This window comes from Rathayibacter sp. AY1D9 (assembly GCF_002932395.1).
Taxonomy (GTDB): domain Bacteria; phylum Actinomycetota; class Actinomycetes; order Actinomycetales; family Microbacteriaceae; genus Rathayibacter.
Map to the genome: position 1 here is coordinate 1 of NZ_PSVQ01000046.1, position 23,055 is coordinate 23,055.

Consider the following 23,055-nt stretch of genomic DNA (forward strand, 5'->3'; position numbering starts at 1 on the left):
GGGCGGCGACTCCCCCGATCAGGGCGGTCAGCACGAGCGGATGCTGGATCCCGAGCCGCTCCTGCTCGATCAGCGCGAACACGGGCCCTCCCGGCCCCGGGAGCGGCGGCCGCCGGTACGGTGAGCGGGTGACCAGAGCCCGAGCATGACCGCCTCCGCCGACCCCGCCGAGACGCGCCGCCGCGCGGTGCTCGTGGTGGCCGTCCTCGCCTCCTTCGTCGCCTTCCTCGACGGCACCGTCGTCAACGTCGCCCTGCCCGCCATCACCCGCGAGCTCGGCGGCGGGCTCGCGGTGCAGCAGTGGGTGGTCGACGGGTACCTGATCACGCTCGGCGCGCTGATCCTCGTGGCCGGCTCGCTCGCCGACCGCATCGGCCGGGCCCGCAGCATGACCATCGGCCTGATCGGCTTCGGTGTCACCTCGCTGCTGTGCGCGCTGGCCCCCACCGCCGAGGTCCTCATCGTGGCGCGGATGCTCCAGGGCGCCGCCGGCGCGATCCTCGTGCCCAGCTCGCTCGCCCTCATCATCGCGACCGTCCACGGCGCCGCGCAGGCCCGGACCATCGGCGCGTGGACGGCCTGGACCGGCACGGCGACGATCGCCGGCCCCGTGCTCGGCGGCCTGCTGGTGGACGCGGGCTCGTGGCGGTACGTCTTCGCGCTCAACCTGCTGCCGATCGCGGTGACGCTGGTCCTGCTGCGCAGGCTGGGCGCGGTCGACTCGGGGACCCGGGTGCCGATCGACGGCGTCGGCGCGGTGCTCGGGGTGATCGGCCTGGGAGGGCCCGTGTTCGCGCTGATCGAGCAGGAGCGGCTCGGGATCCAGCATCCGCTCGTGCTGACCGCCCTGATCGGGGGAGTCGCCGCCCTCGTCGCGTTCGTCGTGTGGGAGCGACGCGCGGCGCATCCGATGCTGCCGCTGTCGCTCTTCGCGTCGCGGAACTTCACCGTCGGCAACGTCTCGACGGCGTTCGTCTACGGCGCGCTCTCCTTCGGCTTCTTCGCGCTGGGCCTGTTCCTGCAGCAGACCCTGGGCTTCTCGGCGACCCTGGCCGGACTCGCGACGCTCCCGCCGACGATCCTGCTGCTCCTGCTCTCGCAGGTCTCCGGGTCGCTGTCGGCGCGGTTCGGCCCGCGGCTCTTCATGGGCGTCGGACCGCTGATCGCCGCGGCCGGGTTCCTCCTGCTCTCCTTCGTCGACGAGGGCGCCGACTACGCCACGCAGCTGCTCCCGGGGATCCTCCTCTTCGGCTTCGGCCTCGCGGTGACGGTCGCCCCGCTGACCTCGACGATCCTCGGCGCGGTCGAGGACGGGCACAGCGGAGTCGGCTCCGCCGTGAACAACGCGGTCTCGCGCATCGCCGGGCTGGTCGCCATCGCCGCGACCTCGCTCGTGGTCGGCGACTCGCTCGACGTCGAGGGCTTCTCCCGTGCCGCCGTCGCGACCTCCGCCCTCCTGGTCGCCGGCGGCGTCGTCTCCCTCCTCGGCATCCGCAACCCGGCTCCCGCCGACCGCTGACGACTGCTCGGGGAGCGTCTCCGACCCCCGTCCGGGGTGCGGCGCCCCGTGTTCACGCGGTGTCCGCCGATCCTTCGACGGAACGTGGATGAAATAGTTGTCGCTACATGGAATACTGATCGACGTCGATGCGCTTGCATACATCGGACGGGGACGCTCTCCCCGCGACGACCGTCACACTCGAGGAGAAACCATGACCGACACCGTCACCATCCCCGGCTACAAGGCCGGCACCTGGGTCATCGACCCCACCCACAGCGAGGTCGCGTTCAGCGTCCGCCACCTGATGATCAGCAAGGTCAAGGGCAAGTTCGAGCGCTTCACCGCCACGTTCACCACCGGCGAGAACCCGCTCGACTCCAAGGTCGAGGCCACCGCCGAGGTCGCCTCCGTCAACACCAACGAGCCCAACCGCGACGGCCACCTCCGCACCGGCGACTTCTTCGAGGCCGAGCAGTACCCGGAGATCCACTTCGTCTCGACCGCCGTCCGCCCGAACGGCGACGACTTCCTCGTCGACGGCGAGCTCACCATCAAGGGCACCACCAAGCCCGTCACCTTCGAGGTGGAGTTCGGCGGCTTCGGCACCGACCCCTACGGCAACTACAAGGCCGGCCTCACCGCCAAGGCCACCATCGACCGCACCGACTTCGGTCTGACCTACAACGCGGCCCTCGAGACCGGTGGCGTGCTCATCGGCGAGAAGGTCACCATCACCCTCGACCTGCAGGCCGCCCACCAGGCGTAGTCCGAGCCGATCGACCGGAGCCGTCCCTCCCCCCGGGGAGCGGACGGCTCCGTCGTTCCCGGAGCCGGTGCGGGATCAGAGGATGCCGAGCTCCGTCAGCTGCTCGGAGATGCCCGCGCCGTCGGGCGCGAAGACCCAGGTCGTGCCGCTGGTCAGGGAGCGGTCCTCGGCCTTGGAGCGGCCTCCCGCGAGCACCGCCTCGCCGGTGGAGAGCTGGCGGATCGCGATCGCCGCGACCTTGTCGGGGTGCTCGTCCGCGAAGTCGGAGTAGATCTCCTCGTCGTGCTGCCCGTCGTCGCCGACCAGCAGCCAGCGCACGTCCGGGAACTCGGCCGCGAGTCGGCGGAGGTTCATCTCCTTGTGCTGCTTGCCGCTGCGGAACCAGCGGTCGTGCGTCGGGCCCCAGTCGGTCAGGAGGAGCGCTCCGGCCGGGTACAGGTGCCGCGACAGGAAGCGGGTGAGCGCCGGGGCGACGTTCCACGCGCCGGTGGAGAGGTAGATGACCGGGGAGCCCTCGTACTGCCGGGCGAAGCGGTCGAGGAAGACCGCCATGCCGGGCGTGGGCATCCGGGCGTGCTCGTCGAGCACGAAGGTGTTCCAGGCGGCGACGAAGGGGCGGGGGAGCGCGGTGACCATCACTGTGTCGTCCACGTCCGACACGACGCCCAGCCGCGACTCCGGACGCACGATGAAGACGGGCGCCTCGACGGGCTTCGAGCCCGCGGTCGAGAAGGTGATGGTGTGCCAGCCGGGCTCGAGCGTGATCGGGAGGTCCGCGTCGACGACTCCGCCGCGGTCGGCCGTCACCCGGTGGGTCTGCCCGTCGGCCTCGACGGTCACGACGGCCCCGCTCACGAAGACGCTGGTGAAGCTCCGCCAGCCGCGCACGCCCTCGACGGGGCGGACCTCCTCGACCCCGGGAGGGGTCGGCCGCGTGTAGAGGACGCGGGCCAGGACGCGCAGCTGCGTCGTCGAGCCGTAGCCGGTGTAGGGGATGACCCTCGGGACGTAGCCCTTGCGCTTCACGCGCCTCATCCGGAAGGAGTGGAGTCGGTCCTCGAGGCGGGCGGCGCGGTGCATGACCTCCGCCTTGCCTGCGCTCAGGGGCTTGCTCTCGGGCGTCAGCGGCATCCGCCCAGTCTGTCAGACCGGATGCCGGACCGCGGATCGCGCTCTCACGCGATCGTCAGGCTCCGGTGGGCTCGATCAGCTCGGGGCCGTTCGCCGAGACGGAGCCCACGGCCGCGCCGACGCCGTGCACCTCGAGCTCCTCGGCCAGCTCGGCCGCGCCCTCGGCGGCCGCGCGCAGCAGCTCGCCGTCCCCGGGGGACGCCGGGTCCAGCCAGTCCTCGATCAGCTCCGGCTGCAGCAGCACGGGCATCCGCTCGTGCACCTCGGCGAGCGGCCCGGCGGAGGGGCGGGTGAGGACCGTCGCCGAGAGCAGCCACGGAGAGCCCGGCTGGGCCGAGCGCCACCACTCGTAGAGACCGGCGAACAGGAGGAGCGAGCCCTCGCCCGGCGAGACGTAGACGGGTGCCTTCGCCCCGTCCGCGCCGACCCGCCACTCGTACCAGCCCGAGGCGGGCACGATCGCGCGCCGGGAGGCGTAGGACTCGCGGAACGACGGCTTCTCGGCGACGGACTCGATCCGCGCGTTGAACAGCGGCGGCCCCGCGGACGGGTCGGCGGCGGAGCGGGGCACCAGGCCCCAGCGGGCTCCGGCGAGCCGGCGCCGCGGCGGGCTGCCCTCCTCGACCCCCTTCATCGACTCTGCGACGACGGCGATCCGCTGGGTCGGCGCGATGTTCCAGGACGGCTCCGGCAGGTCGGCGCCCGGCTCGTCGATGTCGAAGAGCGCCACCAGGTCGGCGGTGGTCTGCGAGAGGACGAAGCGTCCGCACATGGTTTCTCCCGGGTGGATCGGACCCGCGGAGCCGTCGCCCTTCCGGGGGCGCGAAACACGAGGGACTTTCGATGAGACGACCCCGACCGGCGGTCGCCGTGCGTACGATTGTAGGAACCACGACCGAAGGAGCCCGCCGTGCCTCTTGGAAACCTCGTCGATCGACCGTTCGGTGAATCGTCCCAGGTCCGCAACGAGCCGGTGCAGGTGCGCAGCGCCGCCCGTCTCGCCTCGCTGCTCGACGCGGCGGCCGCCGTCGTCGACGAGGTCGGCTTCGACCGCCTGACCACGGCGATGGTCGCCGAGCGCGCGGGAGCCGCGATCGGCACGGTCTACCGCTACTTCCCGGACCGCATCGCCGTCCTCCAGGCGCTGCGCGAGCGGGCCCTCGAGCGCTTCCGCCGCCGCGTCATCACCGAGATCCGCGACACCCACCCGGGCAACTGGTGGGGCGCGGTCGACTGCGCGATCGACGCCTTCTGCGAGATGCACCGCAACGAGCCGGGCTTCCGCTCCATCCGCTTCGTCGACACGATCCACGCCCCCGAGGTCGCGGGCGAGGCGTTCGAGGCCGGCTTCTTCGCCCGCCGCTTCGCCGAGATCCTCGCGTCCGAGTACGGCCTCCCGGGCGGCGCGCAGCTGTCCTTCCGCCTCGAGGTGACCATCGAGGTCGCGGACGCGCTGCTCACGCGGGCGTTCCTCATCGACCCCAACGGCGACCAGCGCTTCATCGACGAGAGCCGCTCGCTGCTGCGCCACTACATGACCTCGCACTACGGAGCCGTCGAGGAGTCCTGACCGGCTAGGACTGTCAAGGCCCTAGTCGCTCCCGGAACATCCCGCAACACTTCGCGGTCCGGGTTGGCAGGCGGCTGCTATTGGTGTTTTCCTTGCCGCCTGGCCCCGTTCGGGGCCGCGGGCCGTGCAACGGCCGGACGCGCGGAGCGAGAGCGGGCACAGTCGTGGACCAGGGACAGATCGGCGCGCACACCGCCGGACGGCGGGCGGCCTCGTGATCGAGTTCCGCAACGTCAGCAAGCAGTACCCGGACGGCACGCGGGCGGTCGACGACTTCTCGCTCGTGCTGCCCTCCCGGCAGACGACCGTCTTCGTCGGCTCCTCGGGCTGCGGGAAGACCACGATCCTCCGCATGATCAACCGGATGATCGAGCCGACCTCCGGCACCATCGAGATCGACGGCGAGGACATCTCGTCCCTGCCCGCCGTCGCGCTCCGCCGCCGCATCGGCTACGTGATGCAGAACTCCGGCCTCCTGCCGCACCGCAAGGTCATCGACAACATCGCGACCGTGCCGCGGCTGAACGGGGTCGCCAAGAAGCAAGCGCACGCCCGCGCGCTCGAGCTGATGGACACGGTCGGACTGGACCGTGCGCTCGCCGCCCGGTACCCCAGCCAGCTCTCCGGCGGCCAGCAGCAGCGCGTCGGCGTGGCGCGCGGCCTCGCGGTCGACCCGAACATCCTGCTGATGGACGAGCCGTTCGGCGCGGTCGACCCTCTCGTGCGCGCCGACCTGCAGCGCGAGACCCTGCGACTCCAGGACGAGCTCGACAAGACCGTGGTCTTCGTCACCCACGACATCGACGAGGCGTTCCTGCTCGGCGACCAGGTCGTCATCCTCGAGAAGGGCGGCCGGATCGCGCAGAAGGGCTCGCCCGCCGAGATCCTGGCGAACCCCGCGAGCGAGTTCGTCGCCGGCTTCGTCGGTGCGGACCGCGGCAAGCGCTCGCTCCGGATCGAGGAGCGCGACGGCGCCCGCATCGTGGTCGACGGCGACGGGCGTCCGACCGGAGTGCTGCGCGCGCAGGACGGCCCCGCCGCGTGAACTGGGTCGTCAACAACACGGACGCGATCGTCGCGAACCTGCTGGCGCACCTGGCCCTGTCGGTCCCGCCGATCCTGCTCAGCTTCCTCGTCTCGCTGCCGTTCGGCTGGTTCGCGAACCGCTACCGCTGGAGCCGCGGCACCCTGCTGACAGGGCTCGGCGTGCTCTACGCCATCCCCTCGCTGGCCATGTTCATCCTGCTGCCGGTCCTGCTGGGCATCCCGCTCCGCTCGACCGCCAACGTGATCACGGGCCTCACCCTCTACGGCGTCGCGCTGATGGTCCGCACCACCTCGGACGCACTGGGCGCGGTGTCGGACGACGTCCGCCAGTCGGCGACCGCGATGGGCTACTCCGGCTGGGCGCGCTTCTGGCGGGTCGAGTTCCCGCTGGCCGGCCCGGTCCTGCTCTCGGGCCTGCGCGTGGTCACGGTCAGCACGGTCAGCCTGGTGACGGTCGGCGCGGTGCTCGGGATCCAGAGCCTCGGCCTGCTCTTCACCGACGGCTTCCAGCGCGGCATCACCGGTGAGATCGTCACGGGCATCGTCCTCACGATCGTCCTCGCGCTGGTGCTCGACGGACTGCTGGTGCTGATCGGCCGTCTCCTCATGCCCTGGACGGCTCTGGACCGCACGCGCCGCTCGCGCAGACCGGTCGCGGTCGAGAGGGCGGTGACGTCGTGAACCTCATCGCCGAGGCCTTCGCCTGGATCGCCGACCCCGCGCACTGGACCGGGGTCTACGCGATCCCGACCCGTGTCGCCCAGCACGTCGGCATCAGCCTGCTGGTGCTCGTGATCGCGGCCGCTATCGCGATCCCGATCGGCTACCTGATCGGGCACACCGGGCGCGGCAAGGGCATCGCCGTGCCGGTCGCAGGCGGCCTGCGCGCCCTGCCGACGCTGGGCGTGCTCGTCCTCGCGGCGATGAGCCTGGGGCTCGGCCTCGGCGCTCCGGTGATCGCCCTCGTCGTGCTCGCGATCCCGTCGGTGCTCGCCGGCGCGTACTCCGGGCTCGAGGCGGTCGACCGCCGCACGGTCGACGCGGCGCGCTCGATGGGCATGACCGAGTGGCAGATCCTGACGAAGGTCGAGATCCCGCTGGGGCTGCCGCTGCTGATCGGCGGGCTCCGCTCGGCGGCGCTGCAGATCATCGCGACCGCCACGCTCGCCGACTACATCGGCGCCGGCGGCCTCGGGCAGTACATCTTCCGCGGAGTGAAGTCGGGGGACTACCCGCAGATGCTCGCCGGCTCGATCCTGGTGATCGTGCTGACGCTCCTCAGCGAGGTCCTGTTCGCCCTCCTCCAGCGGCTCGCCGTGCCGCGCGGAGTCGTGCTCGGCCTGGCCGGCACCGCCGGCCGCACAGGTTCCCGCGCCTCGTCGCCCCGACGACGCGCGGTGATGGGAATCCCCATCGAAGAAGGGAAATAGCAATGTTCACAGCACATTTCACGAAGGGCCGTGTCGCGCTCAGCGCACTCGCGGTCGGTGCCGTCGTGGCACTGGCAGGGTGTTCCTCGAGCGATCCGCTCGATGAGGGATCGGGTGCGACTGCGGGCAGCGAGACCATCGTGGTCGGCTCGCAGGACTACTACTCGAACGAGATCCTCGCCGAGATCTACGCGCAGGCGCTGGAGAACGACGGCTTCACCGTCGACCGCCAGCTGCGCATCGGCCAGCGCGAGATCTACCTGCCCGAGATCGAGAGCGGATCCATCGACGTCTTCCCGGAGTACGACGGCAGCCTCCTGCAGGCGCTCGAGCCCGACGCGACGGCCACCACCGCCGACGACGTGTACTCCGCGCTCGGCGACGCGCTGCCCGACGGCCTCCGCGCCCTCGACGCCGCCGAGGCCAGCGACCAGAACTCGTACACCGTCACCCAGGCCTTCGCCGACAAGTGGGACCTGACCGACATCGCGTCGCTCAAGAACGTCACCGACCCGATCGTGGTCGGCGGCAACTCCGAGCTGCAGACGCGGCCCTACGGGCCCGACACCCTGCAGTCGAAGTACGGCATCACGACCACCTTCCAGGCGATCGAGGACAGCGGCGGATCGACCACCGTCGACGCGCTCACCAGCGACCAGATCCAGCTGGCGAACGTCTACACGGCCGACCCGAACATCCAGAAGAACGACCTCGTCGCTCTCGAGGACCCGGACGGACTGTTCGTGGCCGACAACGTCGTGCCGATCGTCTCGAGCAAGATCACGGACGACGCGGCCGAGGTGCTGAACGCGGTCAGCGCGAAGCTCACGGCGGACGACCTCGTCGCCCTCAACTCCGAGAGCGTCAACGAGCAGAAGTCCGCGTCCGCGATCGCGGGCGAGTGGCTGAAGTCGGCGGGTCTCGTCGACTGATCCTCCCCGGATCCACGCCCGGAGGCGCGTCACTCGTCGAGGTGACGCGCCTCCGCTCTGTTCAGGAGCTTCTTCCCGAGGAGCACGAGCAGGGCGAAGACGACGATGACGCCCACGAAGACGTAGCCGGCGCCGTGCAGGCTCTCCGAGAGCTCCCGGTAGCTGCCGGCCGCGGCCGCGCCGACGCCGACGTAGGCGGACGACCAGAGCACGCACGCCGGGATCGTCCAGGCCATGAAGGTCCGGTAGCGCATCCCGCTCATCCCCACCGTCAGCGGGATCAGCGAGTGCAGCACCGGCAGGAATCGCGAGAGGAACACGGCGAACCCGCCGCGCCGCGCGAGGTAGCGCTCGGCCTTCAGCCAGTTCTTCTCGCCGAGCCGGCGTCCCAGGCGCGACGCGCGGATCCGCGGCCCGAACCAGCGGCCGAGGTAGAAGCCGACGGACTCGCCGCAGAGGGCGCCGATGACGACCGTGACGGCCAGCGCCGCGAACTGCAGCGGGCTGGTCACGCCGGTCGCGCTGACGATCACGATCGTGTCGCCGGGGACGACGAGGCCCGCCAGGATCGTGGTCTCGAAGAAGATCGCGAGTCCGGCGAGGAGCGTCCGCCAGACCGGGGGGACGCTGACGACGAAGTCCAGGATCCCGGTGAGGGTGTCGTTCACCGGGCGCCCCCGCCCGCCGGGGACTCGATCGGGGGCTGGGGCCGACGGCGGCTCCGGATGCTCGGCATGGCTCGATCGTAGGGGCGCACGGCTGGGCGGCGGCAGGGCTGCGCCCGGGAGGCCGGTGGACGCCGGGCGGTCAGGGGACGGCGACGAGCGCGGAGGCCGCCGGGCCGGTGCCGTTCGCCGTGACCGCCTGCACCGAGAGGGTGTAGCTGCGGCCCGGGACCAGCTTCGTGAAGGTCTGCGAGCGCTTGGTCGCGGCGACCACGGCGCTCCAGGCTCCGGCTCCGCTCGTGTCGGACCCGTCGCGCGACACCCGGTAGCCGGTGACCGCCGAGCCACCGGTCCCCGCGGGGGGCGACCACGCGAGCGTCGCCGTGCCGTCCGAGCCCGCCGTGGCGGTGACCGCGGTCGGCGCGCCGGGGAGTCCGGCGGCGACGAGGGTCGCCGTCAGCGTGGTGCTGCTCCCGGGAGTGACGACGCTGTGCGAGGCGGCGCCGCCGTCCGACCAGGACGAGAACCGGTAGGCCGTGCCCGACGCGTCGGTCTGGTCCGGGACCTCCAGCTGGAGGGCCGAGCCCGCCCACGAGACGACGGTCGTGCCTCCGGCGACCTCGGTGCCGTTGACGACGACCGTCCGGCCGGCGGGAGCGGTGGCCAGGGTGACGGAGACCTTCTGCGGGAAGAACGTCCGCGTCGCCGTCGTCGACACTCCGCTCGAGTCCGTCGCCGTGACGCTGATCAGGAGGTCGCTGTCGGCGGCGGCGGCGAGGTCCTCCGGGCCGGGGGCGACGAAGGAGAGGTCGTTCCCCGTCAGCGGCCCGAGGAAGGGATGCGTGTGCTGAGCGTGGCGGCGCTGGACGGTCCAGGTGAGCGCCGAGGCGGGCAGGGCGCCGTCCTCGGCGTCGGTCGCCGTGGCGCGGAGGCCGTAGCTCCGGCCGGTGACGAACACCCCTCCGTCGGCGGGTGCGGTGATGCTCACCGTCGGGGCACTGTCGCCCGAGGTGATCCTCGTCGTCGCGGGGGCGGAGACGGCTCCCTTCGGATCGCGGACGCGGAGGGACGCGGTCCAGCTGCCGGCGGCGTAGCTGTGGGTGAAGGTCGGGCCGGTCGTGATGCGGTCGGGGGTGCCGTCGCCGAACGACCACAGGTAGGTCAGGGCACCGCCCTCCGGGTCGCTGCTGCCCGAGCCGTTCAGCCGCGCGGCGAGAGGAGCCGCGCCGGAGGAGGGGGCGGCGGTGAGGGTCGCGGTCGGGGCGCGGTTCGCCGCGGCAGTGTAGGCGAGGCGCCGGACCTCGCCGCCGTTCGCGTAGCTGGTGTAGAAGAGGTCCTGGGTCCCGCGCGAGGGACCGAAGGCCATGGCGACGGCGCTGCTGCCGCCGAGGCCGGTCACGAGGTCGCCGGCCGCGCCGGTGCGGCCGAGGGTCCGGATCTTCCCGCACACGTAGTCGCCGAAGAGGTACGCGCCGTCGTAGGCGGCCGGCCAGACGCCGCGGGGGACGTAGGCGCCGCCCGTGATCGAGGCGCAGCCGCTGCTGTGCGCGTAGTCGTGGACCGGGTCGGTGAGACCGGCGGGCGCCGCGGCTCCGCAGTTCGAGGCCGAGCCGGTCTTCGCGCAGTGGCCCTCACGGGTGTTCCAGCCGTAGTCGGCGCCGGCGACGCCCTGGTCGATCTCCTCCCAGGCGTCCTGGCCCACGTCGTTGATGCGGAAGACGGTGCCGGTCGCGTTCGGGTCGAAGGCCATCCGGAACGGATTGCGCAGGCCGCTCGCGAACGTCTCGCGGCAGCGCACGCCCGCGGCGGCCGGGGCGAGCCGGCAGGAGGCGGTCCCGGTGCCCAGGTAGGGGTTGCCGGCCGGGACGCCGCCGGTGAGGGTGATCCGGAGGATCTTGCCGTTCAGGATGTTCGGGTCGCGGGCGGCGTCGTTCCGGCCGCCGCAGCCGCTGCCGCCCGGCGAGCCGACTCCGCCGCGGTAGTCGCAGCCGCCGTCGCCGACGCTGACGTAGAGCAGGCCGTCCTTGCCGATGGCGAGGTCGCCGCCGTTGTGGTTGCTCGCGGGGGAGTAGATGCCGTCGAGGAGGACGCGCTCGGAGGCCGGGTCGATGCGGTCGTCGGTGCCGAGCTGGAACGAGGAGACGCGGTTGCGCGGGGCTCCCGCGGGGTTCACCGTGCCGCCGGCGTTGGTCGGGCAGGAGGAGTCGGAGCCCTTCGCGGTGTAGTAGACGACGACGGTGCGCGAGCCCGGTGCCGGGTCGACCGCGAGGCCGAGCACGCCGCGCTCGCCGTTGGCGCAGACCTTCGAGCGCAGGTCGAGGGCCGGGGTGGCGACCAGGCCGCCGGCGCGGATCACCCGGATCGCGCCGGTCTGCGAGGAGACGAGGGTGCGTCCGTCGGTCGTGAAGGCGAGGGCGGTCGGCGCGGGGACGGCCGCCACCCGCGAGTCGGTGAAGCCGGCGGGCACGACGGGAGCGGCGGACGCCGGACCCGCGGGCCCGGCGACGAGCGCGGCGGCCGTGATCGCCAGGACGGTGAGCAGGGCGAGACCACGGGGGCGGATCCTCGAGCGGGGCATCGGTGACTCCGAGACGGTCGGCGCTGCTGAGCGAGCGGCGGTCTGCGGCGGTGCAGAGGGCGCTGTCGGCGATGACGCGGGGCCAGGATAGGCGCGCGCGACGGAGGGGCCGTGTCCCCCTTCAGGGTCAACACTGGGGGCTCCGGGCGCGGTGTCCCCGGGCCGCTCACGTCGAGCGGGGCTGCAGTGCGTCGGCCCGCCGGTTCACTCCAGAGCGGGCAGGACCACCGCGCGGACCGCCTCCGAGAACCGGGCGTAGCCGGCCTCGTCGAAGTGCAGGCCGTCGTCGACGAAGAGGGAGGGGTCGACAGAGCCGTCGGAGGTGACGAGCGCGTCGGCGGTGGGGACGAAGGTGACGCGGTCGTCCGTCTCGGCGTAGGCGCTGACCGCGGTGTTGGCGGCGCGGACCTCGGCGCCGACGGAGGCGCGGGCGGGCGTCTCCGCGATCTCGACGTAGAACAGCTCGGCGTCGGGGGCGACCTCCTCCACGCGCTGGAGGTACTCGACGACGGCGCCGGCGGTCTGGGCGCCGGTGCGCGAGCCCTCCTCGCCGCTGATGTCGTTCGCTCCCACGTACACGATCACGGCGCGGGGATCGAAGGGGACGACCATGCGGTCCAGCCACGCGAGGTGATCGGCGACGGTCGTGCCGCCGATCCCGATGTTGTAGGTCTCGAGCGGACGCAGGTCCTCCTTGGAGGTCGTCCAGCGGCCGATCGTGGAGCTGCCCGTGAGGACGATGCTGTGCTGCGGGAACCCGGCGGCGAAGCGCTTCTCGAGACCGGCGACGCGCTCGGCCATGTCGACGGAGGAGGTCGGGCCGGGGTCGGGGGAGCTCGCGGCCGGAGCGCCCGCGCCTCCGCTCCGCGAGGCGAGCGAGAGGGCGATGCCCGCGCCGGCGAGGACCAGCGCGAGCACCAGCAGCGCGACCAGGAGGCGGAGGCGGATGCGGCGGGGGCCGGGGGCGGAGCCGGAGGGCGTCGCTCGAGTCATGGCTCGATCCTCGGGCATCGGCGGGGGCGCGTCGTCCACGAGGAGGCCGTCCGAGGACCCGCGCACCCGGTGGCCGTCTCTCCGTCACCGGATCGCCGTGATCGAATACGCGCAGAACATCACAGAGGATGCACAGCCGTGCGACACTTGCACATCGCCATCGCCATCGTCGCCGCCGGCCGACTTCCGATGGACGATCACGACGAGGACTCATGGCACGCGCACGCATCACCTGGGTGGACACGGCGAAGGGCATCGCGATCATCCTGGTCGCCCTGGCCCACTCCGTGCAGTGGACCACGACGGCCGGGATCGCCCCCGACTCGTGGAACGAGATCAACCTCCTCCTCATCACCTTCCGGATGCCGCTGTTCTTCCTCGCCTCGGGGCTGTTCGCCGGCTCCGTGCTCACCCGGTCGTGGCCGGAGCTCTGGCGTTCGCGGCTGAGCCTGCTGGTCTGGGCCTTCCTGCTCTGGTCCGTGGTGCGGTTCCTCTTCTTCCTGGTGGTGCCCAACCCGGGCGGCACCGACGAGTCCGACCCGCTCGCGCTGCTCCTCCAGCCGGTGATGCCGCACAACGGGCTCTGGTTCCTCTACGCGCTCACGATCTTCTTCGTGGCCGCCAAGCTCGCGCAGGGCCGGATCGACTGGCGGGTGCAGATCGGCATCGCGACCGCGATCGCCGTGGTCTGGTACGCCGTCCGCTCCAGCACCTCCGAGGGCACCGGGAACATCGCCTGGGACGGCATGGCCCGCTACCTGATGTTCTTCCTGCTCGGCCTCTACCTGCGGAACGCGGTGATCGCGTTCGTGGAGCGCCGCGGGATCCTCAGCGGAGTCGGCTTCGGCGTGCTGTTCCTCGTGCTCGCCGGCGTGATCCTCGCCGTCCGCGCCCGCTTCCCGCTGCTGACGATCGGGCTGGTCCTGGTGAGCGTGCTGGCGGTCCTCGCCGGGCTCGTGGTCGCCCGCTTCCTCTCGAACCGGCGCGGCGCGGGCTGGATCACCTTCATCGGCCGCAACACGCTCCCGGTGTACGTGGTGCACGTCCTCTTCGTCTCGCTCGCCACGAGCACCCTGCTGCTCTTCGACGGAGAGCGCTGGCTCGACGTCATCGGGCCGGTCGTGCCGCTCCTGGTCTGCGGGATCGGCGTCGCGGCGGCGCTGGGCTACTGGCGCCTCACCCGCGACCTGCCCGTGCTGAAGTACGGCTTCCAGGCGCCCGCCTGGTTCTCCGGCTCCCGCTCGCGCGTCGACGCCGGCTGACCGCGGGGCGCCCGCCGACGGCGCCTCGGCATCGGCCCCGGGAGTCTCTTCACCGGGCGAGTCCGTCGATGCGTCGCGCGGTGAACGGATACCCAGAGCCGATCTCGCGGATGTGCGCCTGGGAATCCGCTGAAGGCCCGTGAGAGGAAGGCTCAGCGCTCCGTCGCCCGCCTGATCGCTCGGCGTCGAGAGGCCGGCGGCGGCGCGTCCGACGGAGGCGAGCCCCGCTCGGCAGTCGCCGCGCGGTGGACTCCCTCGACGTCGAGAGGGACTGTCTCGACGTCGAGCGACCGGTCGGCGGGAGCGCTCGGAGGGGCGTCCGGGGCCACCCCGGAAAGGGTGCCGCCAGGAGCTCGCGGAAGGCCGCACATCCGCCCCAGTACTGGGATCGAAGGCCGTCGGACCCCTTCCGCCGACCTACTCTCGGAGCTGTGAACGAACTCCTGGACCCGCTCCTGCTGTCGAGATGGCAGTTCGGTCTGACGACGATCTACCACTTCCTGTTCGTGCCGCTCACGATCGGCATGGCGCTCACCGTCGCGATCTTCCAGACCTGCTGGGTGCGCACCGGGAAGGTGCACTACCTGCAGCTGACGAAGTTCTTCGGGAAGCTCTTCCTGATCAACTTCGCGATGGGCGTCGTGACCGGGATCGTCCAGGAGTTCCAGTTCGGGATGAACTGGAGCGACTACTCCCGCTTCGTCGGCGACGTCTTCGGGGCGCCGCTGGCGTTCGAGGGCCTGCTCGCCTTCTTCCTCGAGGCGACCTTCATCGGCCTCTGGATCTTCGGCTGGGACAAGCTGCCCGAGAAGCTGCACCTGGCCACCATCTGGCTGACCACGCTGGGCACCACGCTCTCGGCCTACTTCATCATCGCCGCGAACGCGTTCATGCAGAACCCGGTCGGCTTCCGCATCAACGAGACCAAGGGCCGCGCGGAGCTCACCGACATCTGGGCACTCCTCACCAACAAGGTCGCTCTCGCCGCGTTCCCGCACACGATCTTCGCCTGCTTCATGGTCTCGGCCGCCGTCATCATCAGCGTCGCGGCCTACCACCTCTCGCGGAACCAGCACCTCGAGACCATGCGCCCCGCGCTGAGGTTCGGCGCCTGGATGATGCTCGTCAGCGGCGGCCTGACCCTGTTCACCGGCGACTCGCTCGGCCTCGCGATGGTCGACACGCAGCCGATGAAGATGGCGGCCGCGGAGGCGCTCTACAGGACCTCCACGGGCGTCGACGCCTCCTTCTCCGTCTTCACCTGGGGCACGCCGGACGGCTCGAGCGAGCTGTTCTCGATCCGCATCCCCTACCTGCTCTCCTTCCTCTCGACGCACACCTTCACCGGCACGGTCGAAGGCATCAACGACCTCCAGGCGCAGTACACCCAGGTCTACGGACCCGGCGACTACACGCCGATCATCTGGGTCACCTACTGGTCGTTCCGCTGGATGATGGCCCTCGGCGTCCTGGCCATCGGCATCGCCGCGGCCGGCCTCTGGTTCACCCGGAAGGGCCGCGAGCCGAAGCAGTGGATGTGGAAGGTCGCGATCTGGGCCGCCCCGCTGCCGCTGATGGCGATGATCGTGGGCTGGGTCTTCACCGAGATGGGCCGCCAGCCGTGGCTCGTGTTCGGACTGCTGAAGACCGCCGACGGAGTCTCGCCCGGAGTGAGCGGCCTCGAGGTCCTGATCTCGCTGCTCGCCTTCACCGCGATCTACGGCACGCTCGCCGTGGTCGAGTTCCGCCTGATCAAGCGGGCCGCGCAGGCCGGCCCCGACGACGCTCCCGAGGTCGACGAGGAGAGCGGTCGCCCGCAGCTCGTCGGCACCGTCTACTAGGAGGCACCCCTCATGGATCTCGCCGTTCTCTGGTTCTGGATCGTCGCGTTCTTCTTCATCGGCTACTTCGTCCTCGACGGGTTCGACTTCGGCGTCGGCATGTCGCTCCCGTTCCTCGGGCGCGACGACACCGACCGCCGCGTGCTGATCAACACGATCGGTCCGGTGTGGGACCTGAACGAGACGTGGGTGATCGTCGCCGGCGCCGCCCTGTTCGCCGCGTTCCCGGAGTGGTACGCCACGCTCTTCAGCGGGTTCTACCTGCCGCTTCTGCTCATCCTGCTCGCGCTGATCGCCCGCGGCGTCTCGTTCGAGTACCGGCACCAGCGTCCGGAGGCGCAGTGGAAGCGGCGCTTCGACACGATGATCGTCGTCGGCTCCGCGGTGCCCGCCTTCCTCTGGGGCGTGGCCTTCGCGAACATCGTGCAGGGCGTCCCGATGGACGCCGACCACAACTTCACCGGCACCGTCCTGGACCTGCTGAACCCCTACGCGCTCCTGGGCGGAGCGACGACCCTCCTGCTCTTCTTCACGCACGGAGTCGTCTTCGTCGCCCTGAAGACGGAGGGGGGGATCCGCGAGCGTGCGCGCCGCCTGGCGACCCGCGCGGGGCTGCTCACCGTGGTCGTCGCCGCGGTCTTCCTGGCCTGGACCAACCTCGGCCAGGGGAGCACCGCCTCCTGGGCGCTCTCGGCGGGCGCAGCCGCGACCCTCGTCGGCGGCTGGCTCGCGATCACGCGAGGCCGGGAGGGACGCGCCTTCGCGCTGCTGGCCGGCACCATCGCGCTCGCCGTGCTCGCCCTCTTCGCGACGCTGTTCCCCGCGGTGATGCCGGCCTCGAACGTCCCCGCCTACGGGCTGACGATCGAGAACGCCTCCAGCACGCCCTATACGCTGGCGGTCATGAGTTGGACCGCCCTGGTGTTCGTGCCGCTCATCGTCGGCTACCAGGCCTGGACCTACTGGATCTTCCGCAAGCGCATCAGCCGCGCGCACATCCCGGTCGACGCCCACTGACGTGAAGCCCCTCGATCCGCGCCTGCTCCGCTACGCCCGGGCGGCCCGCGTGTTCCTCCTGCTCGGCGGGGTGCTCGCGCTGGCGAGGACCCTGGCGATCGTCGCCTTCGCGTGGCTCGTGGCGCAGCTGGTGGCCGGTGCGGTCGACGGGAGGAGCGCCGACGATCTCGCGCCGCTGCTGGCCGCCCTGCTCGCGGTCGTCGCGGCGCGGGCGGCTCTCGCCTGGGCGACCGAGGTGAACGCGGTGCGCGGAGGAGCAGGAGCGAAGGCGCAGCTGCGGCAGGCGGTCCTCGCCGCACTGGTCGAGCTCGGCCCGGCGGGCCGCTCCGATGGGGGCTCGGGCGGGGTCGTCGCGCTGCTGGGCGGCGGACTGGACTCCCTCGACGGCTACTTCGCCCGCTACCTCCCGCAGCTGATCGCCACCGCGGTGGCGACGCCGCTCCTGACGCTCGTGGTCTTCCTCGCCGATCCGCTCAGCGCGGTGTTCCTGGTGGTGACCCTGCCGCTCATCCCGGTGTTCATGGTGCTGATCGGCTGGGCGACCCAGGCCGTGCAGGCGCGGCAGTGGGAGCGGCTGCAGGCGCTCGCGTCCGGCTTCGTCGACACCGTCGGCGGCCTCGCAACACTCAAGATCTTCGGGCGGGCCGAGCGGCAGGCGACGCGGATCCGCGCGCTGACCGAGGACTACCGCGTGCACACGATGAAGGTGCTGCGGGTGACCTTCGTCAGCGGCTTCGTGCTGGAGCTCGCCGGCTCGCTCTCGGTCGCGCTGGTCGCCGTCTCGATCGGGCTGCGGCTCGTCGACGGCTCGCTGGGGCTGGCCGTCGGGCTGTTCGTCCTGGTGCTGGCGCCGGACGTGTTCCTGCCGGTGCGCCAGGTCGGTGCCGAGTTCCATGCGGCGGCGGACGGGGTGCAGGCGGCGGACCGCGCCTTCGCCGTCCTCGAGCGCGCGGCGGCCCTGCCCGCTCGCGGGAAGGCCCCGGCGGCGACGGGGGCGCTCGAGCTGCGGGGTCTCGCGGTCGACGACGGACGCGGGCGGACGCTCGCTCCTGTCGACGCGGTGCTCCCCGTCGGGTCGATCACCGTGGTGACCGGGCCCAGCGGGTCCGGGAAGTCGACGCTGATCGCCGCGCTCGCGGGCTTCGTGCCCTTCTCGGGCACGCTGCTGCTCGGCGGGTCGCCGGTCGCGGATCTGCGGTCGACGCTCGCCTGGGCGGGCCAGCGGCCCGACCTTCTCCCGGGGAGCGTCGCCTCCGCCGTCGGGCTCGGAGCACTCGCGCCGGACCCCGAGCGCGTGCGGCGGGCCCTGGCGATCGCCGCCGTCGACGTGGACCCCGAGCGCCGGCTCGACGCCGAGGGGACGGGCCTCTCGGGCGGGCAGAGCGCCCGTGTCGCCGTCGCCCGCGCTGTGCACCGCCTGCTCGAGCGCGGGTGCGCGGTGCTGGCCCTGGACGAGCCGACCGCCGCCCTCGACGACGAGTCCGAGCGGGCGCTGCTCGCCGGACTCAGGTCGCTGGCGGAGAGCGGGACGATCGTCGTCGTCGCCAGCCACCGGCCCGCGACCGTCGCGGCGGCCGACGCCGTGATCGCCTTGGCGCCGGCGGAGGCGGTCGCGAGGTGAACCGCTCCGACGTCCTCCGCGCCGCGATGCCCAGGCCGCGCCGCTTCCTGCCGGGTCTGTCCTTCGGGCTGCTCTCCTCCTCCGCCGTCGTGGCGCTGCTGGCCTGCTCCGCCTGGCTGATCGTCCGCGCGGCCGAGCAGCCGCCGATCCTGTTCCTCTCCATGGCCGTCGTGGGCGTGCGGGCCTTCGCGCTGGCGCGGGCCTTCTTCCGCTACCTCGAGCGGCTGACCGGCCACGACGCCGCCTTCCGCGCGCTCGCGGAGCTCCGGGCGGGCGTCTACGAGCGCCTGGTGCCGGTCGCGCCGGACGGGCTGGGCCGCGTTCGCCGTGGCGACCTGGTCTCCCGGGTGGTGGCGGACGTCGACGCCCAGCAGGACGTGCCGCTGCGCGTCGTGCAGCCGCTGGTCGTCGCGGCGCTGGTCGCTGCGGTCTCGGTGGTCGGCGTCTGGCTGCTGCTGCCGGCGATGGGCGCCGTGCTGCTGGCGCTGCTGGTCCTCGCCTTCGCCGGTGGGGCCCTGGGCGCCGGCCGGCTCTCCGCGCAGGCGGATCGCGAGCTGGCGCCGCTGCGCGGGGAGCTCGCCGAGCGCCTCAACCTGCTGGTCACCCGCCTCGACGTGCTCATCGCCTTCGATGCGGCGGGTGACGCTCTGGCGGACGTGGCACGCGCGGAGGAGTCGCTCGCCCGGGCGGCGCGTCGGCGGGCGGCCTCCGCCGGACTGGCCGCGGCCGTCCTCGCCCTCTGCTCGGGCGGTGCGGTCTGGGCGGGCCTCGCGCTCGGGATCCCGGCGATCGGCGACCTCGGCGGTCCGGCGCTGGGAGTCGTCGCGCTCGTGCCGCTCGCGGTCTTCGAGGTCGCCGCCGCCGCGCCGCTCGCCGTGCAGGCGGCGCGCACCGCGCTCTCGAGCGCTCAGCGCCTGGCCGATCTGGACGCCGAGGCGGCGTCGCCGGCGCTCGCGACCGACGCGGACGTGGACCCGGATGCCCCGGCTCCCCGGGGCGCCGGCATCGTCCTGCGCGACCTGTCGGTGAGCTGGCCCGGCGCGCACACGCCCGCGCTGCGGGGCGTCTCGCTCGACCTGCCGGAGGGTGCGCGCGTCCTCGTCACCGGCGGCAGCGGGTCCGGGAAGACCACGCTCGCGCACGCTCTGGTGCGCTTCCTCGACCACTCCGGCAGCTACCTCCTGGGCGGAGTCGAGGCGCGCACGCTGCCGCAGGCGGAGGTGCGGAAGCGGGTCGGGCTCGTGGAGCAGCAGCCGTACCTCTTCGACGACACGATCCGGCAGAACCTCCTCTTCGCGCGGCCCGAGGCCGATGGCGCCGTGCTCGAGGCGGTGCTCGAGCGGGTCGGGCTCGGGCCCTGGGTCGCTGCACGCGGCGGGCTCGACGCGCGGGTGGGGGAGCGGGGCTCGCTCGTCTCGGGCGGTCAGGCTCAGCGGATCGCCCTCGCACGCGCACTCCTGGCCGATTTCCGCGTCCTGGTGCTGGACGAGCCGACGGCGTCGGTGGACGCTCCCGTGGCCGACGCCCTGCTCGGGGATCTGCTCCGCGCCGCCGAGGGGCGGACGGTGGTCCTGATCGCGCACCGGGTCGATCCGGGCCTGGAGTTCGACACGCGGATCCGGGTGGCGGACGGCACGGCGGCTCAGGAGTACCGGGCCGCCTGAGCAGGCGTCCGGCTCCGCGGGGCGGTCGGTCCGAGCGGCCGTTCAGCCGTGCTCCGTCGGGACCGAGGCCCGTGCCAGGGCGGCCGCGCGCGCCAGGCGCCCGCCCTCCGCCTCCCAGCGGTCGAGGACCGCGTCCGCCCGGGTCCGCGCCGCACCAAGCAGCCCTGCCAGGAGCGGAGCGACGACGTCGCGGGCCAGCGGGTCGCTCAGCTCGTCCACGCGGGAGTCGCGGACGAAGCCCTCGAGCCGGGTGAGGTCGGAGCCGCGCAGCCACTCGGCTCGGGACTGCAGCAGCACGACGGCCGCCAGCCGCGGCTCGAACACCGCCGGCTCCCACAGCTCGGAGGAGAGGGCGGTCACGTCGTCGTGCTCGAGCGAGCGGAACTTCCTCAGCGCGTCGCGGACGGTGCCGCGGACCGCCCCGACCGAGGCGCCCGTCGAGTCGAGCCCTGCTCCCAGGCGCTCGCGCACGTCCTGCGCGCGCCAGACGTCGCCCTCGTACTCCAGGGCCGAGCGGATGAAGTCGCCGGGGTCGCTCACCCCTCCATCATGCGTCGCGCGTCAGCCCCGGCTGGCCCAGACGGCCCGTCCGATGCCGTCGTACTCGACGAGGCGGCCGTCGTCCTGCAGCACGAGGCGGTAGGGCGCGACGACGCCGCTCTGGCCGATGCCGAAGGAGATCCTCGGGAACCGCAGCCAGAGGATCCGGGAGTCGGCCACGTCGAGCCGGCCCTCGGAGCTCATCGAGAAGGCGGCACCGGAGGCGGAGGAGGTGTTCGTCGCCCAGTCCGCGCCGTTCGGCCCGTAGACGACGAAGTTGCCGTCGCGCTGCATCTCAGCCCGCCACTGCCCGCTCGCCGAGGTCAGCCGCGTGCCCGCGACGACGAGGCCGCTCGGGGAGAGCGAGTCGCGCACGACGAGCGCGGCACTGCTCCAGAGGACGCCGGAGTCGTCCGCGATCCGGAGATCGCCCTCGCGGAGGACCATCGTGGCGCCCGGCTCGCCGGACGTGTCCGAGGCCCACACGGGCGCGCCGTCCGCGGTGTAGACCACGGCGTTCCCGTCGTCCTGCATCCGGAGTACGTTGCCCCGGCCGCGGGTGCCGCTCGCCCAGAGAGCCCCGCCCTGTCCGTAGACGACGAGGTTGCCGTCCGCCTGCATGACCGCCGTGGTGCCTCCCTGAGTGGCGAGCCGGTTCCCCGCGTAGAGGGTGCTGCCGCGGCGGAGGGTGTCGGTGCGCGGCTCGTCGATCCGGCCGCCGATGCTGCTGGCCCAGGCGGCCGAGCCGCTGCGGCGGTAGATCACGAGATTGCCGTCGTCCTGCATCCGCAGCTCGCCGCCCGGGTCGGCCACCGTGCCGCTCGCCCAGACCGGGCGCCCGTCCGCGGCGTACACGACGAGGTTGCCGTCGTCCTGCATCCGCAGGCTGTCGCCGCGCCCCTGCGTGCCCGAGGCCCAGGTGGGACGGCCGCCGGCGGCGTAGACCACGGCGTTGCCGTCGGTCTGCATCACGAGGGAGGAGGCGCCGTCGGGGGACACCAGGCGCTCGCCGCGCGCGAGCTGCTCGCCGGCACGGAGGACCGCGGCGGAGGCGACGGCGGAGGACGCCGAGGGCGGGGCCTCGACCGCGGAGGCGGGCAGCGAGCCCAGCAGGAGCGCGCCCGTGGCGGCGAGCGCCGCGAGGGAGGCGGTCAGGGAGCGGCCGGAGGGGAGGTGCGTCATCGCAGGAGTCCTGTCGGGGAGGGCGGCGGGGTCGGGGGAATCGTCCCACGGCGGGGGAGACGACGACGCCCCCCGGTCCGGGGACCAGGGGGCGTCGTGGCGGAGGGGCGTCAGCCGCGGCTGGCCCAGACCGCGCGGCGGCTGTCGTACTCGACGAGGTTGCCGTCGTCCTGCATGACGAGCTTGTAGGGGCCGACTGACGCGGCGGGCGGGACGACCGACCATCCGCTCGTCGTCTCGGTGCCCACGGCGATCTGCCCGCTGGTGTCGAGGGCGAAGAAGCCGCCTGCGCGGGTGGTCTTCGACGCCCAGATCGGGCCGTTCTTGCCGTAGACGACGAAGTTGCCGTCCGCCTGCATCACCGCTCGGTAGACGCCGTTCGCGGAGCGGAGGAAGCTGCCCGCCTCGAGCGAGTTCGCCGCGTAGAGGGTGGTCGAGGGGAAGGCGGCCTGGCTGGTCCAGATCACGTCGTCGGACGGGTTCACGATGATCAGCGAGCCGGCGTTGTTGATGCCCAGGCGGAGGTCCTTGCCGCGCGTGCCCGAGAACCACTTGACGGAGCCGTCGGAGCCGTAGATGACGGCGTTGCCGTCCTTCTGCATGGTGATGCGGTTGCCGGAGCCGCCGGTGCCGGTGCCCCAGACGGCGCCCTGGGGGCCGTAGCCGACGAAGTTGCCGTCGTTCTGCATGACGGCGCTGAAGCGGCCGTCGGCGGAGGTGAGCTGGTGGACGGGGCGGAGGGTCTGCTCCGTGAACAGCGTGTCGGTCACCGGCTCGGCGATGACGCGGCGGACGCTGCTCGCCCAGGCGGGCGAGCCGTTCTCGCGGTAGACGACGAGGTTGCCGTCGGGCTGCATGATCACCGAGGCGCCCGCTTCGTTGATCGTGTTCGTGCTCCACACGGGGCCGCCCTTGGCGGAGTAGACGACCATGTTGCCGTCGGTCTGCATGACCAGGTGGTCGCCGCGGCCCTGGGTGTTCGTCGCGAAGGTGGGGCGGCCCTGCGGGTCGTAGACCACCGCGTTGCCGTCGGTCTGCATCCGGAACGAGTAGCCGTTCGTGCCCGAGACGATCCGCTGTCCGGCGGCCAGCTCCTCGCCGCCGACGAGGGCGTTGTAGTAGCTGACGGCCGCGCGGGCGGTCTGCTGGGCGGCCTCGGGCGACTCGCTCGCGGGAGCGAGGCCGGTCGGCGCCTCCTCGGAGGAGGACAGGGGCTTCTGCGGGTTCTCCGCGGCGAGGGCCGGGGTCGCGCCGAAGAGCAGGGCACCGGTCGCGACGAGCGCGATCAGCCCGGAGGCGAGGGGGCGGGGGGAGG

The 23,055-nt window shown here is 72.6% G+C and carries 20 protein-coding genes; 12 read left to right on the forward strand and 8 right to left on the reverse strand.

The window, feature by feature from the left end:
• Nucleotides 1–145: 145 nt before the first annotated feature.
• Together C5C50_RS14900 and C5C50_RS14905 are read left to right on the forward strand one after the other, a co-directional pair.
• Nucleotides 146–1,519 (forward strand): DHA2 family efflux MFS transporter permease subunit, encoded by a 1,374-nt coding sequence (locus C5C50_RS14900; RefSeq protein ID WP_104225629.1) that lies wholly within the window; start codon nucleotides 146–148, stop codon nucleotides 1,517–1,519.
• Nucleotides 1,520–1,712: 193 nt separating this feature from the next.
• Nucleotides 1,713–2,267 (forward strand): YceI family protein, encoded by a 555-nt coding sequence (locus tag C5C50_RS14905; RefSeq protein ID WP_104237910.1) that lies wholly within the window; start codon nucleotides 1,713–1,715, stop codon nucleotides 2,265–2,267.
• A 75-nt stretch (nucleotides 2,268–2,342) separates the two neighbouring features.
• Here the strand turns inward: C5C50_RS14905 and C5C50_RS14910 are convergent, their stop codons facing one another.
• Nucleotides 2,343–3,398, reverse strand: a complete 1,056-nt coding sequence (locus C5C50_RS14910; RefSeq protein ID WP_244230626.1) for an App1 family protein — start codon at nucleotides 3,396–3,398, stop codon at nucleotides 2,343–2,345.
• Between the two features lie 55 nt (nucleotides 3,399–3,453).
• A complete protein-coding gene (locus C5C50_RS14915; RefSeq protein WP_104246545.1) occupies nucleotides 3,454–4,170 on the reverse strand; it encodes an SOS response-associated peptidase in 717 nt (238 codons plus the stop codon).
• 138 nt (nucleotides 4,171–4,308) lie between these two features.
• Here C5C50_RS14915 and C5C50_RS14920 point away from each other — a divergent pair, with 138 nt between their 5' ends.
• From C5C50_RS14920 to C5C50_RS14940, 5 genes are all read left to right on the forward strand, one after another.
• Nucleotides 4,309–4,968: a TetR/AcrR family transcriptional regulator gene (locus tag C5C50_RS14920; RefSeq protein ID WP_104223107.1), complete on the forward strand. Its 660-nt coding sequence runs from the start codon at nucleotides 4,309–4,311 to the stop codon at nucleotides 4,966–4,968.
• Between the two features lie 214 nt (nucleotides 4,969–5,182).
• Nucleotides 5,183–6,013: an ABC transporter ATP-binding protein gene (locus C5C50_RS14925; protein WP_104225631.1), complete on the forward strand. Its 831-nt coding sequence runs from the start codon at nucleotides 5,183–5,185 to the stop codon at nucleotides 6,011–6,013.
• Nucleotides 6,010–6,696, forward strand: a complete 687-nt coding sequence (locus C5C50_RS14930) for an ABC transporter permease (RefSeq protein WP_104223109.1) — start codon at nucleotides 6,010–6,012, stop codon at nucleotides 6,694–6,696. Before C5C50_RS14925 ends, C5C50_RS14930 begins: the two co-directional genes overlap by 4 nt.
• Nucleotides 6,693–7,445: an ABC transporter permease gene (locus C5C50_RS14935; RefSeq protein WP_104225632.1), complete on the forward strand. Its 753-nt coding sequence runs from the start codon at nucleotides 6,693–6,695 to the stop codon at nucleotides 7,443–7,445. Before C5C50_RS14930 ends, C5C50_RS14935 begins: the two co-directional genes overlap by 4 nt.
• 2 nt (nucleotides 7,446–7,447) lie before the next feature.
• Nucleotides 7,448–8,377 (forward strand): ABC transporter substrate-binding protein, encoded by a 930-nt coding sequence (locus C5C50_RS14940; RefSeq protein ID WP_104223111.1) that lies wholly within the window; start codon nucleotides 7,448–7,450, stop codon nucleotides 8,375–8,377.
• A 29-nt stretch (nucleotides 8,378–8,406) separates the two neighbouring features.
• Here C5C50_RS14940 and C5C50_RS14945 read toward each other — a convergent pair whose 3' ends face one another.
• The 3 genes from C5C50_RS14945 to C5C50_RS14955 all read right to left on the reverse strand — a co-directional run bounded on the left by C5C50_RS14945 (nucleotide 8,407) and on the right by C5C50_RS14955 (nucleotide 12,613).
• Entirely contained in the window at nucleotides 8,407–9,045 is a 639-nt protein-coding gene (locus C5C50_RS14945; RefSeq protein ID WP_104223112.1) for a DedA family protein, read from the reverse strand.
• 139 nt (nucleotides 9,046–9,184) lie between these two features.
• Nucleotides 9,185–11,620, reverse strand: coding sequence for a PQQ-dependent sugar dehydrogenase (locus C5C50_RS14950; protein WP_104273808.1), 2,436 nt, complete (start codon nucleotides 11,618–11,620; stop codon nucleotides 9,185–9,187).
• 204 nt (nucleotides 11,621–11,824) lie between these two features.
• Nucleotides 11,825–12,613: a GDSL-type esterase/lipase family protein gene (locus C5C50_RS14955; protein WP_181065445.1), complete on the reverse strand. Its 789-nt coding sequence runs from the start codon at nucleotides 12,611–12,613 to the stop codon at nucleotides 11,825–11,827.
• Between the two features lie 212 nt (nucleotides 12,614–12,825).
• On the opposite strand from C5C50_RS14955, the gene C5C50_RS14960 reads away from it, so the two are divergent.
• From C5C50_RS14960 to cydC, 5 genes are all read left to right on the forward strand, one after another.
• Complete coding sequence (locus tag C5C50_RS14960) at nucleotides 12,826–13,875, forward strand: acyltransferase family protein (RefSeq protein WP_181131414.1); 1,050 nt, start codon at nucleotides 12,826–12,828, stop codon at nucleotides 13,873–13,875.
• 431 nt (nucleotides 13,876–14,306) lie between these two features.
• Nucleotides 14,307–15,716: a cytochrome ubiquinol oxidase subunit I gene (locus C5C50_RS14965; RefSeq protein WP_104261744.1), complete on the forward strand. Its 1,410-nt coding sequence runs from the start codon at nucleotides 14,307–14,309 to the stop codon at nucleotides 15,714–15,716.
• A gap of 12 nt (nucleotides 15,717–15,728) precedes the next feature.
• Nucleotides 15,729–16,733: a cytochrome d ubiquinol oxidase subunit II gene (gene cydB, locus C5C50_RS14970; protein WP_104273809.1), complete on the forward strand. Its 1,005-nt coding sequence runs from the start codon at nucleotides 15,729–15,731 to the stop codon at nucleotides 16,731–16,733.
• 1 nt (nucleotide 16,734) lies between these two features.
• Entirely contained in the window at nucleotides 16,735–18,354 is a 1,620-nt protein-coding gene (gene cydD, locus C5C50_RS14975; RefSeq protein WP_104273810.1) for a thiol reductant ABC exporter subunit CydD, read from the forward strand.
• Nucleotides 18,351–20,018, forward strand: a complete 1,668-nt coding sequence (gene cydC / locus C5C50_RS14980) for a thiol reductant ABC exporter subunit CydC (RefSeq protein ID WP_104273811.1) — start codon at nucleotides 18,351–18,353, stop codon at nucleotides 20,016–20,018. The genes cydD and cydC overlap by 4 nt, the downstream gene beginning before the upstream one ends.
• A gap of 42 nt (nucleotides 20,019–20,060) precedes the next feature.
• On the opposite strand, the gene C5C50_RS14985 is transcribed toward cydC, so the two are convergent.
• From C5C50_RS14985 to C5C50_RS14995, 3 genes are all read right to left on the reverse strand, one after another.
• On the reverse strand, nucleotides 20,061–20,558 hold the full coding sequence (locus C5C50_RS14985; protein WP_104261741.1) for a DNA alkylation repair protein: 498 nt from the start codon (nucleotides 20,556–20,558) through the stop codon (nucleotides 20,061–20,063).
• A 21-nt stretch (nucleotides 20,559–20,579) separates the two neighbouring features.
• Complete coding sequence (locus tag C5C50_RS14990; protein ID WP_181127824.1) at nucleotides 20,580–21,740, reverse strand: hypothetical protein; 1,161 nt, start codon at nucleotides 21,738–21,740, stop codon at nucleotides 20,580–20,582.
• A 110-nt stretch (nucleotides 21,741–21,850) separates the two neighbouring features.
• A partial coding sequence (locus C5C50_RS14995; protein ID WP_104273812.1) for a hypothetical protein occupies nucleotides 21,851–23,055 on the reverse strand: 1,205 nt, incomplete at its 5' end.

What these genes read in the sequence shown, in the direction of transcription:
- C5C50_RS14900 (WP_104225629.1), top strand. Translation starts at nt 146, where the DNA reads ATGACCGCCTCCGCCGACCCCGCCGAGACGCGCCGCCGCGCGGTGCTC.
- C5C50_RS14905 (WP_104237910.1), top strand. Translation starts at nt 1,713, where the DNA reads ATGACCGACACCGTCACCATCCCCGGCTACAAGGCCGGCACCTGGGTC.
- C5C50_RS14910 (WP_244230626.1), bottom strand. Translation starts at nt 3,398, where the DNA reads ATGCCGCTGACGCCCGAGAGCAAGCCCCTGAGCGCAGGCAAGGCGGAG.
- C5C50_RS14915 (WP_104246545.1), bottom strand. Translation starts at nt 4,170, where the DNA reads ATGTGCGGACGCTTCGTCCTCTCGCAGACCACCGCCGACCTGGTGGCG.
- C5C50_RS14940 (WP_104223111.1), top strand. Translation starts at nt 7,448, where the DNA reads ATGTTCACAGCACATTTCACGAAGGGCCGTGTCGCGCTCAGCGCACTC.
- C5C50_RS14950 (WP_104273808.1), bottom strand. Translation starts at nt 11,620, where the DNA reads ATGCCCCGCTCGAGGATCCGCCCCCGTGGTCTCGCCCTGCTCACCGTC.
- C5C50_RS14955 (WP_181065445.1), bottom strand. Translation starts at nt 12,613, where the DNA reads ATGACTCGAGCGACGCCCTCCGGCTCCGCCCCCGGCCCCCGCCGCATC.
- C5C50_RS14960 (WP_181131414.1), top strand. Translation starts at nt 12,826, where the DNA reads ATGGCACGCGCACGCATCACCTGGGTGGACACGGCGAAGGGCATCGCG.
- cydB (WP_104273809.1), top strand. Translation starts at nt 15,729, where the DNA reads ATGGATCTCGCCGTTCTCTGGTTCTGGATCGTCGCGTTCTTCTTCATC.
- C5C50_RS14990 (WP_181127824.1), bottom strand. Translation starts at nt 21,740, where the DNA reads ATGACGCACCTCCCCTCCGGCCGCTCCCTGACCGCCTCCCTCGCGGCG.